The sequence below is a fragment of the Tenacibaculum ovolyticum DSM 18103 genome, assembly GCF_000430545.1.
In the GTDB taxonomy this organism is placed as follows: Bacteria; Bacteroidota; Bacteroidia; order Flavobacteriales; family Flavobacteriaceae; genus Polaribacter; species Polaribacter ovolyticus.
The window spans coordinates 1-14402 of sequence record NZ_AUMF01000019.1 but is presented as its reverse complement, the minus strand read 5'-3'; the positions used below and the strand labels follow the sequence as shown (position 1 = coordinate 14402).

16 protein-coding genes are annotated in these 14402 nt (G+C 30.6%); 4 read left to right on the top strand and 12 right to left on the bottom strand.

What is annotated here, in order from left to right; translation table 11 throughout:
• Positions 1–341: 341 nt before the first annotated feature.
• Positions 342–2057: a T9SS type A sorting domain-containing protein gene (locus H518_RS0107250; protein ID WP_081411164.1), complete on the top strand. Its 1716-nt coding sequence runs from the start codon at positions 342–344 to the stop codon at positions 2055–2057.
• A 283-nt stretch (positions 2058–2340) separates the two neighbouring features.
• On the opposite strand, the gene H518_RS0107245 is transcribed toward H518_RS0107250, so the two are convergent.
• From H518_RS0107245 to H518_RS0107230, 4 genes are all read right to left on the bottom strand, one after another.
• Positions 2341–3969 (bottom strand): pyruvate dehydrogenase complex dihydrolipoamide acetyltransferase, encoded by a 1629-nt coding sequence (locus H518_RS0107245; protein WP_028888436.1) that lies wholly within the window; start codon positions 3967–3969, stop codon positions 2341–2343.
• A gap of 3 nt (positions 3970–3972) precedes the next feature.
• Positions 3973–4968: a pyruvate dehydrogenase (acetyl-transferring) E1 component subunit alpha gene (gene pdhA / locus H518_RS0107240; protein ID WP_028888435.1), complete on the bottom strand. Its 996-nt coding sequence runs from the start codon at positions 4966–4968 to the stop codon at positions 3973–3975.
• Between the two features lie 141 nt (positions 4969–5109).
• A complete protein-coding gene (locus tag H518_RS0107235) occupies positions 5110–5790 on the bottom strand; it encodes a hypothetical protein (RefSeq protein WP_043706697.1) in 681 nt (226 codons plus the stop codon).
• Between the two features lie 65 nt (positions 5791–5855).
• Positions 5856–6521 (bottom strand): M15 family metallopeptidase, encoded by a 666-nt coding sequence (locus H518_RS0107230; protein ID WP_028888433.1) that lies wholly within the window; start codon positions 6519–6521, stop codon positions 5856–5858.
• Positions 6522–6730: 209 nt separating this feature from the next.
• Between H518_RS0107230 and H518_RS0107225 the strand changes: the two genes are divergently transcribed.
• Complete coding sequence (locus H518_RS0107225) at positions 6731–7018, top strand: hypothetical protein (protein WP_028888432.1); 288 nt, start codon at positions 6731–6733, stop codon at positions 7016–7018.
• 45 nt (positions 7019–7063) lie between these two features.
• Here the strand turns inward: H518_RS0107225 and H518_RS0107220 are convergent, their stop codons facing one another.
• The 7 genes from H518_RS0107220 to H518_RS0107185 form a co-directional block, all read right to left on the bottom strand.
• Positions 7064–7450 carry a hypothetical protein gene (locus H518_RS0107220; RefSeq protein ID WP_028888431.1) on the bottom strand — a complete coding sequence of 129 codons (387 nt, stop codon included), beginning with the start codon at positions 7448–7450 and terminating at the stop codon, positions 7064–7066.
• 11 nt (positions 7451–7461) lie between these two features.
• The gene (locus tag H518_RS0107215) at positions 7462–7950 is read right to left on the bottom strand and encodes a hypothetical protein (protein ID WP_028888430.1); all 489 of its coding nucleotides are present in this window, start codon (positions 7948–7950) and stop codon (positions 7462–7464) included.
• Between the two features lie 147 nt (positions 7951–8097).
• Positions 8098–9063: an MBL fold metallo-hydrolase gene (locus H518_RS0107210; RefSeq protein WP_028888429.1), complete on the bottom strand. Its 966-nt coding sequence runs from the start codon at positions 9061–9063 to the stop codon at positions 8098–8100.
• A 229-nt stretch (positions 9064–9292) separates the two neighbouring features.
• Entirely contained in the window at positions 9293–9799 is a 507-nt protein-coding gene (locus tag H518_RS0107200) for a nuclear transport factor 2 family protein (protein ID WP_051263707.1), read from the bottom strand.
• Between the two features lie 17 nt (positions 9800–9816).
• Positions 9817–11808, bottom strand: a complete 1992-nt coding sequence (locus tag H518_RS19475) for a PspC domain-containing protein (protein ID WP_081411163.1) — start codon at positions 11806–11808, stop codon at positions 9817–9819.
• Entirely contained in the window at positions 11801–12145 is a 345-nt protein-coding gene (locus H518_RS0107190) for a PadR family transcriptional regulator (protein WP_028888427.1), read from the bottom strand. Before H518_RS0107190 ends, H518_RS19475 begins: the two co-directional genes overlap by 8 nt.
• An 18-nt stretch (positions 12146–12163) precedes the next feature.
• Positions 12164–12592 (bottom strand): DUF4870 domain-containing protein, encoded by a 429-nt coding sequence (locus H518_RS0107185; RefSeq protein ID WP_028888426.1) that lies wholly within the window; start codon positions 12590–12592, stop codon positions 12164–12166.
• Positions 12593–12746: 154 nt separating this feature from the next.
• Between H518_RS0107185 and H518_RS0107180 the strand changes: the two genes are divergently transcribed.
• Together H518_RS0107180 and H518_RS0107175 are read left to right on the top strand one after the other, a co-directional pair.
• A complete protein-coding gene (locus H518_RS0107180) occupies positions 12747–13202 on the top strand; it encodes a DUF4442 domain-containing protein (RefSeq protein WP_028888425.1) in 456 nt (151 codons plus the stop codon).
• 50 nt (positions 13203–13252) lie between these two features.
• Positions 13253–14050: a TIGR00266 family protein gene (locus H518_RS0107175; protein WP_028888424.1), complete on the top strand. Its 798-nt coding sequence runs from the start codon at positions 13253–13255 to the stop codon at positions 14048–14050.
• Positions 14051–14113: 63 nt separating this feature from the next.
• On the opposite strand, the gene H518_RS0107170 is transcribed toward H518_RS0107175, so the two are convergent.
• Positions 14114–14402, bottom strand: a 289-nt coding sequence (locus tag H518_RS0107170; protein ID WP_028888423.1) for an IS3 family transposase, incomplete at its 5' end; no start/stop codon positions are given.

Sequence of the window (14402 nt, the reverse complement as noted above, 5' to 3'; positions counted from 1 at the left end):
ATGCTAACATTCTAAAAGGGATTTCAATAAGAGTTTTAAGATGAGGGAAATGAAGTTGAAAGGGGAGATAAATTAAAATAGACAAAATGTATTTGGTTGAAAAACGAAAATAATCTTATTGAAAATAAAATAGATTAGAAATAACATTATTGACATCATTAATGTTGTTAGAATAGGAATTACAATTGGTTTGTTATATCTAGTTAAGTGAAATAAGACGAAATATAATTAATAAAAAATAGCTTTAAATATATTTATTGAACTAGTTCAATGTTTTTAACGTGAAACATTAGCAGTTTTGTATTAAGATTAAATTAATATAACCCCCAATATTTTTAAACATGAAAATACAATTTAAACACACATTAATCTTATTCACCCTTCTTATGGGTATGAATATTAAAGCCCAAATCAGTGAAGGAGGGACGCCGTATTTTGCATCAAAATCAGTAGCAAGATTATATAGTATACCAAAAATTAACATGCCGCCAATTAATCTTGAAAAAAGAAAACAAGAAGGTGAAGAAAAACCTTATCAATTTGCGTATGCTCATAAGGTAGATATAAATCCTAACAATTCTGGAACATGGCATACATTGTCTAATGGAGATAAATACTGGGTGCTGGAGATAGAATCAAAAGGAGCTAAGTCTCTTAATTTTACATTTTCAGATTTTTATTTACCAAAAGGAGCTAAGCTATTTTTTTATAACAAAAGCCGTTCTGACATCAGAGGAGCATTTACGCATAAAAACAATAAACCATATCGTAAGCTTGGGATTTCCCCTATAAAAGGAGATCAGATAATTATAGAATATTACCACCCAGCACAATTATCAGAAAAACCTGCTTTGCAATTTGCTACGGTAGCGCATGATTATAAAGGAGTATTTGAGCTAGCAGACTCTATATATAAATCAAAAAATACAGCTAGAGCTTTTGAAGAATCTTCAAGATGTCAAATAAACGTAGCTTGTCCTGTAGGGAATCGTTGGGATAAGCAGATTAGATCTGTAGTACTCTTTGTTGCAGGGGAAGCTCTTGCTTCTGGTGTGTTAGTAAACAACGCGAATCAGGATCAAACCCCATATTTATTGACCGCTGGTCATAATCTTATTGCTGATCCTCAAACATTGATGTTTGTCTTTAGCTATCAATCATCTACTTGTGATAATCCACAAATAGAACCTTCTAAAGCTAATTCAATATCGGGAGCAGAACTTATGGCTGTTGATTTCTCATCAGTTCCACTTGAAGGTAGTACATATAACTCGGAAGGTAATATGGTTCCTGGTTATACTCATGCTGAGAGACCTGGTGTAGATTTTGCTCTATTAAAATTGTCTTCTTCTATTCCTAATTCTTATAATGCTTATTATAGCGGATGGGATGCTTCGAATACTCCTCCCTCTAGTTTTGTAGGAATTCATCATCCATCAGGAGATATCAAAAAAATATCTTTGGGTACAGATATAAGGCATCCTGATTTTTTAGTTTTTCCTTCTAGGGATTCTTTAAATGCAAGACAAAAACCATATTATTGGAAAGTTAATTGGGAACAAGGTCATACAGAAGCAGGTTCTTCTGGATCTCCATTATTTAATCCAAATGGAAATGTAATAGGTATTCTACATGGAGGGAACTCTGATTGCATTAATAATGCTCCTTCCGGTACTGATATTTACGTGTCTTTTAATCGTGCTTTTTCTTTTCTAAAAGATTATTTAGCGCCTGGAAGTCGAGCAACCTCTTTAAAAGGAATAGAAGGTAATATTAACTCTAGGATAAGGAGTATTAAACCAGTAGAAACAGAATCATCTATCTCTTTATTCCCTAACCCGGTACAAAACACATTAAATATAACTAGTAATAATATCAATTATAAGGAAACATCCCTAGATATTTTCACAATATCAGGTAATATAATTGATAAAAAGCTTTATTCAATTAAACAACAAACAGCCAATAAACTAGTAATTAATGTTCATCAATTACCCAAAGGAGTTTACCTTATAAAAGTAAACAACACTACAAAAAAGTTTGTTATTTCAAAGTAACAAGCGAAGTATATAATGTGTTTTTATCTACTGTTAAGAGTAAATCAACTCGACATTCTCAGGTAAATGATGAATAATTAAGATTAATAAACTGTGGGATTCATAGATATCCTTTCTTTATAATCATCTTTAACTGTACCAAATTCCAAGACCTTATAAAGCCTTGGAGTTTGGTTTTTCAATATGCTTTATTGGTATATAGGGAGATCGTAAATAAATTTGTATACAAAAAAACTCAGAGAAATTTCTCTGAGTTTTTATATATAAAATATAGTAATTTTAACTATGCTAACATTGTAACAGGGTTTTCAATAAACGTTTTTAATGTTTGTAAAAACTGAGCACCTACTGCACCGTCAACTGTTCTGTGATCGCAAGCTAAAGTTAATTTCATTGTGTTACCTACAACAATTTCTCCGTTCTTAACTACTGGTTTTTGTACAATAGCTCCAACTGATAAAATAGCTGAATTAGGTTGGTTTATGATTGAAGTAAAACTTTCGATACCAAACATACCTAAGTTAGAAACGGTAAAAGTACTTCCTTGCATTTCTGCTGGAGATATTTTCTTATTTCTTGCTTTACCAGCTAAATCACGTACCGAGCTTCCTATTTGAGTTAAACTTAAAGCGTCAGTATGTTTTACTACTGGTACAACCAAACCTTCATCAACAGCTACAGCTACACCAACATGTATGTGGCTATGAAATAAAGTTGTATTATCTGTCCAAGAAGTATTTACTTGTGGGTGTTTTTTTAATGCCATTGCACATGCTTTAACTACCATATCGTTAAAAGATACCTTAGTGTCAGGAATAGCATTAATTGTTTTACGAGAAGCCATCGCGTTGTCCATATCTACTTCAATATTTAAGTAGAAATGAGGTGCTGAAAACTTAGAATTTCCTAATGCTTTAGCAATTGCCTTACGCATTTGAGAATTTTTAACTTCAGAAGTGTTTTCTTCTCCTGCGATTGCAAAATTAGTAACAGCAGCTGTACTAGAAGTAGTTGTTGGTGAAGATACAGTCGCTTCTGTTTTTACAGAAGGTGTGTAGTTTTCTATATCTTTTTTAACAATACGTCCGTTTTCACCAGAACCATTAACATCGGCTAAATTAATTCCTTTATCCTTTGCTATTTTTTTAGCTAAAGGAGAAGCAAATATTCTTCCTTTAGAAGTAGTAGTTGTTACAGTTTCTACAACTGCTTTAACTTCTTCTTTAGGACTTTCTATTTTTTCTTCAGTTTTTACTGAGGCAGTTACGTTTCCCGAAGTTTGAGCAGCAAGTACTGTAGCTACATCTGTTCCTTCCTTACCAATAATAGCAAGTAAACTATCTACAGGAGCAGCTTCACCTTCTTGAACACCAATATGTAGTAAGACACCTTCGTTAAAAGATTCAAACTCCATCGTTGCTTTATCAGTTTCAATTTCAGCTAAAATATCACCTTCTTCAACTTTATCACCTACATTTTTTAACCAAGAAGCTACAGTTCCTTCTTCCATAGTATCACTTAAACGAGGCATGTTTATAACAATAGCTCCTTCGGGCATTGCTACAGCTTCATTTTTTGTAGAGTTTTCTTGATTAGAACTTGTTTCAGTTTTAGGAACTTCTTTAGTTTCTGTAGGAGCCGAATTTCCATTTAATAAAGCAGAAATATCTTCACCTTCTTCACCAATAATAGCTAATAAAGTATCAACAGGAGCTCCTTCACCTTCTTGTACACCAACGTGTAATAAAACACCTTCGTGAAAAGATTCAAATTCCATAGTAGCCTTGTCAGTTTCGATTTCAGCTAAAATATCACCTTCTTCAACTTTATCACCTACATTTTTTAACCAAGAAGCTACTACTCCTTCTTCCATCGTGTCGCTTAAGCGAGGCATGTTTATAATTGTAGCCATGGTTTACTTAGATTTTATAAATGGATAATCTTCTTGTTCGTATACCATATCATATAATTGATTAGTTTCTGGATACGGAGAGTCTTCAGCAAATTTTTCACATTCGCTTACAGAACTTTTTACTTCTTTATTAATAGCTTCTATTTCTTCTTCTGAAGCATAGCTATTTTCTTTTATGATGTCTAATATTTGTGTAATAGGGTCTATCTTTTTGTATTCTGCTACTTCGTCTTTCGTACGGTAGTGTTGTGCATCAGACATTGAGTGACCTCTGTAACGATATGTTTTCATTTCTAAGAAAGTTGGACCTTCACCACGACGAGCTCTTTGAATAGCTTCATCTACAGCTTCAGCAACTTTTATAGGATTCATTCCATCAACAGGTCCACAAGGCATTTCGTACCCTAAACCTAGTTTCCAAATATCAGTATGATTAGCAGTTCTTTCTACAGAAGTTCCCATTGCATACCCATTGTTTTCAACAATGAAAATTACTGGTAATTTCCAATTCATAGCCATGTTAAATGTTTCATGTAATGAACCCTGACGAGCAGCACCATCACCAAAACAACATAATGTTACAGCATCATTACCTTTATATTTATCACCAAAAGCTAATCCTGCTCCTAATGGAATTTGACCACCAACGATTCCGTGACCTCCATAAAAACGATGTTCTTTTGAGAAAATGTGCATTGAACCTCCCATTCCTTGAGAAGTACCTGTAACTTTACCATATAATTCAGCCATTACGCGTTTAGGATCTTCACCCATACCTATTGGTTGTACATGGTTACGGTATGCTGTAATCATTTTATCTTTAGTTAAGTCCATTGCGTGCAATGCACCTGCTAAAACAGCCTCTTGACCGTTATATAAGTGTAAAAACCCCCTTACTTTCTGTTGAATGTAAACAGCTGCAAGCTTATCTTCAAATTTTCTCCAGAAAAGCATGTCTCTATACCAGTTGATATAGGTTTCTTTGGTAATTTTATTCATTATATACTAGTTGTTTGTTTAAAGTTTATTTGTTACTCTTGTTAAAAACCTAACTGCAAAAGTAAGTAGTTTTTAGTAATTTTAAAAAGGTTCTTGTTAAAAGTTGTTGCAAGGTTTTTTTGGTATTAAAACCTCTTAATTTTATTTTTTTTGTTTAGCTATTATAATTGATGCTTTTGCATCGGTAGCTAAATTCCATTGATTAGAAGAAATTAACATACCTGCATCGTTGTAAATTTTAAAACCAGCTGTATTTGGTCCTGAAGAACCTTGGTTTAAAGCCAAAATTTCTATTGTATTTATTCCTTTGTCTAAAGGAATATTAAACGATTGATAACTTTTTTTTAAGGTTATGTTACTAACAACGGGTATGTCATTAACATAGATAGTTACCATATCACCATCTGGGTATTGAAAATCTCTACAAATAATATTTACACTTTCAGATCTTGTACTAAAACTACCTAAGTCTTGATCTATAACAGGGTATTGGTACATCCCATTTATTTTCTGAAAACCTTTTAAGTATTGTTCTTCGGCTATTTTAGCCTTGGTTAATATACCTTTGTTTTCTATATTTTTTTCAGCTTGTTTCTTATTGTATTCTTTTTGTTGCTTTGTATGTGCAGTTTTAAAACCATTGTCGTTTTTAAAACCTAAGGCTTCTGGCTTCTTAGCTTTTTTTGTAGAAGCGGGTACTATTCCGAAAGAAGAATTACTATTATCCTTTTTATTTCCAAAAGAACCATCGAGTTGCGCATAGCTTTGTAAGCTGATACTTAGTATACCGATGATTAAAAAAATGTGTATGTTTTTTTTCATTGTAAATAAATCTAAGCAAATATAATGCCGATGTTTTTGGTTTATTACAAAAAAAGCGTTAAAACTTATTTTACAGGAAATTTAAAATATGTTTTTGGAAATGGTTCGTATCGTAACGTAAAATGCCACCATTCGTTGGTATAAGGTCTAAAGCCATTTTTACGCATTATACTTTGTAATAATTGCCTATTTTGTTTTTGTTCTTTGGTTAATTCAGCATAAGAGATATGAGATGAAATTCCAAAAAAGTCAAAAGGGCTTCCCATATCTAATTCCTTATTTGTTTTTAAATCAATAATTGTTAAATCTACCGTGCTACCACGAGAGTGCCCTGATCTAGATGAAATATACCCTTTTTTAAAAAGATGTCTTTTATTTACGCTAGGGTAGTATTGTTGTTTCATTAAAGTGTCATTTATAACACGTGCCCATTCTACAAAATGATTTACAGCTTTTTGTGGGCGGTATGCATCAAAAATTTTAAGGCTTAATTCTTTTTTTAATAATTCAGTTTGTACTTTTTTTAATGCTGTTGCTGCTTGTGTGGTAATAATAAGTACATTTTCTTCATAACCATTTATAGATGTACCTATAAAGTTATTATTAGAGCAATACCTTAGTTCTTGTTTAATCGTAGGAGCTATATCTTTTACATAAGAAAAACCTTTAGGAAGCTTTTGAGCTTGTAAAATATAAGACGAAAATAATAGTAAAGAAAGAATCCATTTCATTTGGTAAAAATAAGGAAATGATTTTTAAAAGAAATCAACTGAATATGAAGTTTAAAAAGTGCAAAATAAGAGTGTTTGTTTTGTTAAGTTTATATTTTTAAATAGATTTTATTGTTTAATTGTGATTATTTTCATGTTAAAGTTAAATTATATTTATATATTGTCTTTTTAAATGTGTATTATATATAATCAGTAATCCCCATAATTATATGAACGTAGTTAATGAAATTCAAAGTATTGAAAAAGAGCAAATTAAATTTTTAACTTTTTCTAAGTCAGATGTTTTAAGAAAGAAAAATGATCAGTTTAATCGTTTTTTAGATTTAAAAAGAGCTTTAGCTCTTGGTAATTTGGAAAGAGGAAAGGTAAAAATAACCTTTGTAGACGATACAGGTTTAAAAATGGTAGAGACTACTATTTGGGCATTGACTGATGAATCAGTAATATTAAAAAAGTCGACTATTATTCCGCTACAAAGAATTTTAAAAGTAGCGTAAACAATAAAAACCCTCACTTTGTAAAGTGAGGGTTTTTATTATTAGTTAGAGTTTTTCTTTAAATATTTCATTGTGTGCTTTAACGTGATGTGGGAATTCCTCTTCATAGAGAGGGTATGGAACTCCAAATAAAGTGATCTCAAATAGGTTACTATCCATACCGCTAATCTGATTTTCTGTTCCTTTAATTTCAATTCCTTTCTTATTTTTAACAGATAAAGAGTCAATTGTCATTGTAGATATTAACTTATCTTCTGGATAATCATCGGTTAATTTATAATTCATTGAAATACAATATTCTTTGATGAAGTCATATCCAATATTTTGGTTCGTAAATTCTATTACGCCAAATACAACTCCCATTGGAGCATCAGCTTTTTCGAGTTTTGTAATTCCTAATTTTTGATCTCCAAGATGAATTGAATACTCCATAAATTTTTAAACTATTGTTTTCTCAGAGTTATTGGTTTGGCCTCTAAAGTGTAATTCTTTAAAATCTCTTGAATTTCTTTTTCACTTAAAACTTTTAATTCCGAACTATTTATAGCTTCTTCTTCAGTCATCATTGGTCTCATTAAAATCAACTTAAAAGCTTCTTTTCTAAATTTAAGTTTTTCTTCTCCTGAATTTTTTAAGGCAAACATCTGAAATGCTTTTGACATTCCTAGCCAAACATTTATTTCATTGTCAGGATTTTGATCTCGCTTGAAATTTGTAATTGTTTTTTCAAGAGAAAAAGGGTACACTTCATTAAAAGTTTTTTGGATGAATTTTATCTTTTCTAATTGTTGATTGCTTAATGATTCGTGAACAATTGGTCCAGGTATTAAATTTTCAATATTGGTAATTTTATTATTTGAGTTTGAAGTCTTATTTTCTTTACAAGAGATTATAGAAGTTGTTAAAATGGCTATTAATATAAGTTTTCTCATTTAGCTCTAGTTATAATGAAGAATAATTAGTTGATGATATAATTTATTTTAATGGTTTATGTCAAATTTATTTCCGAAACAAACCAAATCTAAAGGCAAAGTTTATATGACTTAAACCATTAAAAACAACATAAATAAGGCTGGTTGTTATAATTCGTAACTGTCATTAATTTGTCCGATTTTATACCCTTGACTCAATACATTTTTAGCTTCTTTACTATTTAAATTGATAACAGGGTTTGTGTGATTAAAATGAATGAATATTACTTTATTTCGTTGCTGCATATCAAGTTTTTTAAATTGATCAAGACTTTCAATAATAAAAGGATGGGGTATTTGAGAAATATCGCGATTGTTTAATTCTTTTCCACTATAAAAAGTAGCATCTAAAAAAGCGTAATCTACTTTTTTAATTTCTGCTATAATATCTTTATTCCATTTGCTCCATTTGTCAATATCAGGAATAAATAAAGCGCTTTTATTTGGGCCTTCAATTTTATAGCCAACAGTTTCGGAATATTCATCTCTATGAGGTACTAAAATAGGGGTGACTTTTAGTTTTGATGTAAGCGAAATAGTTTGTTCATTTTTAATTGCTGTAAGCACGATGTTTTTACGAGCAACAAGTTGATCCCAGGGTCCGTTTGTTTCTAAATACTCTTTCATTTTAGGCATTGCAAATACATTTACGCTTTTTGCATTTGTAGCTTCTTTACCTAAATACATTAGCCCAGTATAATGACCTATATGTGCGTGAGTTAAAAAAATACCATCAACCATTTCGTTGGTGTTTTGTAAGTTCGGTTTTTTTAATGATTTTATTTGGCTCCCAATATCTGGTGTTGCTTCAAATAAATATTTTTTCTTATTTGAGTTGTCAACTAACCCTAAGGCAACTACCTGTCTGTTTTTATTAGGTTTGTTAAATAAATCTACACAACATTTTTTTTGACAGCCTATTTGTGGTGACCCTGCGTCTTGAATAGTACCAAGGATAACTAAGGAAGTCGATTTAGAGCTAAGAGGTTTATTAAAAGTGTTTTTATTGTGAGGTTCTTTGTTTTTACAAGAGTATAGTAAAACAAGTACAAGATAAATACAATATTTTTTCATTTGTTTTGTAGGTTAATGGTAGTTGATTATTTATCTGATTTGTTTTAATAACTCTTTTCAGATGGTAGCTAAGTTCTAGAAAATTCATGTTAAAAACAAACTTAACTTTTAAGTGCAAAAAAGCCAAAGCAATTAAGCTTTGGCTTAGTAAACTAATAAAACCAAGTATTAGTGTCATTTTAGAGTTAGCTATAACAAATGAACTAATGTTTTTAGTGTTAACTATGTTTTAATGTAGGCTAATAACTTTTGTTATTTTCCATTGTTTCTTTTCTTGTTTCCAAACAACAATAAATTTACTGGGTATTGATTTTGCATTTGGTTCTTGATTGTTGTAAAATTTATGGTAACCAATTTGAATTGCTCCGTAATCTTTTATAGGGTATACTTCAATACTTCCTTTTATTAAGGTTCTTGTTACTTTACCGCAAATATTATTTTTCAAAGCTTTTAAAAGATCACTTTTAGAAGTTGATAAACCTCCTTTATCGTGAAAAAACTCTAAATTTTCATGATAAATATTTGCTTGAGCTTTAATGTCACAAGTATTGTAAGCATTGAAATAAATACTATCCATTTTTACAATTTCATTGTGTAAATTAATATCCACTGCTTTATAAGCTTTGATTTCTTGTACCTGTCCGTTTGTTATCCAAGAGAATAATAAAGCGTATAATAATGTTAACAGTTTAATGAAAAAATTCCCTTTAAAGAAGAAGTCAAAAATAGTTCCCATAGTTTTTTGTTTTTAGATTACCAGATTTTAAAAGTTATAGAATCATTTTCGTTGTAACTTCTAGTAAAACCGTGTTTACCGTTTCCAATAATAATGCTTTTTGTAGCTTTTGTTTTTCCTTTAAAACCATCATTACAATTTACTTGTAAAGAGTATGTTTTTATTTTTCCGTTATCATAAAAGCTAGATTCTGAAAAATCAACATCTATATCTTTACGATTTTTAAACCAACGAGCTAATTTGTTTAGTTCTTTTTTTGTTGTTTCTTTAGTGATAATAAGTTCTGCTTTTACATCGTTAATAGTGCTGTCGAATAAAAAACTAACTTCTTTGTCATTGTCCGAATCCCAATTGTCACTTTCATCATCAGTATCAGTATTATCTCTATCATCGGTATCCTCACCGCAATCGGTACAATTAAATCCATTTGATGTCATTTTAAAATGATGGTTAACCATGTCGCGATCATAAATGTCTTGGCTATTTTTAACATCATTTAAGAATCTTCGAGACGAGTCTTCAAAATATATTACTGTTCCTTCAGGAATATATACAGTAGCCTTAATCTCTTCATCTTTCCAAATATTTTTATATTCACTTAAAAAGAAAGCATCAAAAACAATCGTGTTGTTTGCTGATTTAAAGTTGTATTGAATAGTTTCAGCATTATCATTTGCTTTGTTGCGTTTACGACCTTTTGATGTTTTCTTAATTTCGATGTATGCATTACCAGTTTCGCTTTTACGAACATCAATATTAATATCGTTAGAGTACTTCATCTCAGTATCGTTAACAGTAACACTTATTGCATTATTTCTGTTGCGTAAGTTGTGGTTGTAATAGATGTTATCATCATTAACAACTCTAATCTTTAAAGGCTCACTCTTTGTATAGGTAATACTGTGTTTACTAATGTTTGCACCATTGTATGCATGCGTTGTTGCATATTCGATACCAGAAAAGGCAACGGCTAATAATGATACTAGCCATATACCTAATAAGGTTAGAATAGTTGGGGTACTTAATTTTTTAATGTTAGGTGATAATATTCTTAAACCTAAAATAAATAATACTATAAATGGTATTCCTATTAATACAAATAATGAAATAGATAGTAACCATCTAGGTAATGTAGAATTATAGAAAAATGGAGGGTAATGAACAAATTCATTGTCAACATTTAAAAACTCTAAACTGCCTACAGAAAAAGCGCCAAATATTAATGAAATTATGGTAACACCTGCAATGAAAATTAATAACACTCCCATAAATTTACCAAACACTTTAAATAGTGTCAATAAAATTTTACCCATAGTTTCTATAAAGTCTTGAAATCCAGATTTGGTTTGTGCTCGTAGTTTTTCATAATCTGCACTCGAAATTTTATCTGTTATCTCATTAGCACCATCTTTTAACTTGGTTGAAATATTTTCAAACTCGTTACGAATTTTTTTTTCAATGTTATCAATATTTACAGCTTCACCTTCCATCTGTAATTTCTCTGAAGTTGTTCTTGCTTCGGGTAGCAATACCCATAAAATAACATATGCTAGTGGAGAAAATCCTGAGGCAACCAAAACGATAAAAGCGATCCTTATCCAAATAACATCAATATTAAAATAATGTGCAATACCAGAACAAACACCTCCTAGAAACTTATCACTTCCATCTCTAAATAATTTTTTAGATGATTGGCTTCTTGTTTTAGTACTGTATGACGAGTTGTCATTATAGTTTTCTTCAGCTTCAGCATAATCTTCTGGCTGTCCCATAATTGTAATAACCTCTTCAATATCATTTTCATTTACAACCTGACGAGCATCTGTAATTTTTTCAGATAATAATTCGCTAATACGAGCTTCTATGTCTGAAATTATTTCGTTTTTTCCTTGTGGGTCATCGCTTAAAGAACGCCCAATGGCTTCTAAATAACGTTTTAGTTTCTGATAAGCAATTTCATCTATATGAAAGAAGAATCCACCTAAGTTTATATTTATTGTCTTATTCATTGTTAGTTGATTTTGTACTTGTTACTAGGTTTACTGCGTTTACTAAATTATCCCATGTTTTGTTTAGTTCTTTTAAAAACATTCCTCCGTTTTCAGTTAAAACATAATATTTACGTGGCGGTCCTGAGGTTGATTCTTCCCATCTATAGCTTAGTAATCCTGCATTTTTTAAGCGGGTTAGTAGCGGATAAATAGTTCCTTCAACCACAATCATTTCTGCACTTTTTAATGTTGAAAGTATTTCAGAAGTATAAGCATCACCATTTTGTAAAATTGATAAGATGCAGTATTCTAAAACACCTTTACGCATTTGTGCTTTTGTATTTTCTATCTTCATATAATGCGGTTTATGAGGTTATTTTATAAAATTAATTGTAAAAGGATATTTATATTCTTCTCCTTTATTGGCTTTCATTGCTGCGATAATGATTAAGGCTATTTTAATAAGTGAAACAATACTTACTAAAGAAGCGATACCAATAAAACCAAAGAGGCCATTGTATGAATGATGTCCTCCAAAGTCAATATCTATTCCGTTAAAAATATCTAAAAAACTTCCGAAAAAGAATGAGAAGAATGAAGCACTTAATATAAATATATACAAGCCAAAGCTAATGTTAAAGTTTACAGCTTCTTTTCCATGCTCATCTAAAAAATTGCTTTTATCTTTTAAAGTTTGCCATAAAACTAAAGGAGTTATAATACTACCTAATGGAAATAAATATCCTGCGAATGCAGATATATGTATTAAAAAAGCGTTGGTGTTTTCTTTGTTTTGTTGCATGGTTAAATATTTTATATAATACTGTACTATGCAAATATATATCTTTTAAAAGGTATTATGCAATACATAGTACTGTAATTAACATTTATTTAACATATTTTATTTTTGTGAAGTTTTGTAAAAAAGCTGTAAATTGCCCATAAATACTGATAAAATGAAGTTTACACCTCGAAAAATTAATTTTTTCACCTTATTTAAATTGCCTTCTGCATATATCTGTGGAATTAAAGTAAAGTCGATTACAGAAGAGAAATCGATGGTAACAGTAAAGCATAGATGGATTAATCAAAACCCTTTTAAGAGTATGTTTTGGGCCGTTCAAGGAATGGCAGCGGAATTATCTACAGGAATATTAGTAATGCAATCGATAGATACTTCTAAAAGAAAAGTGTCGATGCTAGTAACTAGCATGAATGCAACTTTTACTAAAAAGGCAACTGGTAGAATTGTGTTTGGGTGTAATGATGGGGTAGCAATTAAAGAAGCTATTCAAAGATCGGTTGAAACAGGTGAAGGGCAAACAGTTTTAGTAACTTCAGAAGGTGTTAATAAAGAAGGAGTTTCTGTATCTAAGTTTCAGTTTGAATGGAGTTTGAAGGTAAAGGCGTAACAAAGTTTAAATTTTAACGTCTAATTATTGAATTATAAAAAAACAAAACTATGAACGCACACGAAATAGATTATCGCATTTTCGGAGAAGAAATGCAGTATGTTGAAATTGAATTAGATCCACAGGAAGGAGTAGTAGCAGAGTCAGGAAGTTTTATGATGATGAATGACGACGTTAAAATGAATACTATTTTTGGTGATGGTTCTAACCAAGAAACAGGTTTACTAGGTAAAATATTCTCTGCTGGTAAAAGGATACTTACAGGAGAAAGCTTATTTATGACTGTTTTTACAAATGAAGGACAAGGTAAAAAGCAAGTTTCTTTTGCTTCTCCATATCCTGGAAAAATAGTGCCTATTGATTTATCGGAGTTTGGAGGGAAGTTTATTTGTCAGAAAGATGCTTTTTTGTGTGCTGCAAAAGGAGTTTCTATAGGTATTGAATTTTCTAAGCGATTAGGTAGAGGTTTGTTTGGTGGTGAAGGTTTTATTATGGAGAAGTTAGAGGGTGATGGTATGGCATTTATTCATGCTGGAGGTACTATGGCCAAAAAAGTATTACAGCGTGGAGAGACTTTAAAAGTAGATACAGGGTGTATTGTTGGTTTTACAAAAGATATTGACTATGATATCGAGTTTGTAGGGGGGATTAAAAATACGGTATTTGGTGGTGAAGGATTGTTTTTTGCGAAACTTCAAGGGCCAGGCACAGTATATGTTCAATCATTGCCGTTTAGTCGATTAGCAGGACGTGTATTGGCTATGGCGCCACAAAATGGAGGAGACAAAGGGGAAGGAAGTATATTAGGCGGAATAGGAAATATTCTTGATGGAGATAATCGGTTTTAAAAAAAAATAGAAATAAAAAAACCGCAATTTAGAGTGCACCCAAAAGTTTAGACAAATTTATAATTAATTTTGATAATGATGAGTTCGATATTTTATCGGACTCATTTTGTTTAAATTAGATTTTATTCTTTCGTTATTATAATAGATTATATACTCACTAATTTCTTTTTTTAACTGTTCAATTGACTTGTATTTTTTCAAATAGAATAATTCTGATTTTAGTATTCCAAAGAAATTTTCAATAATTGCATTATCTAAACAATTTCCTTTTCTTGACATACTTTGTTTAATTCCTTTTTCTTTTAATAAATATTGATACTGTTTCATTTGATATTGCCAACCTTGATCAGTG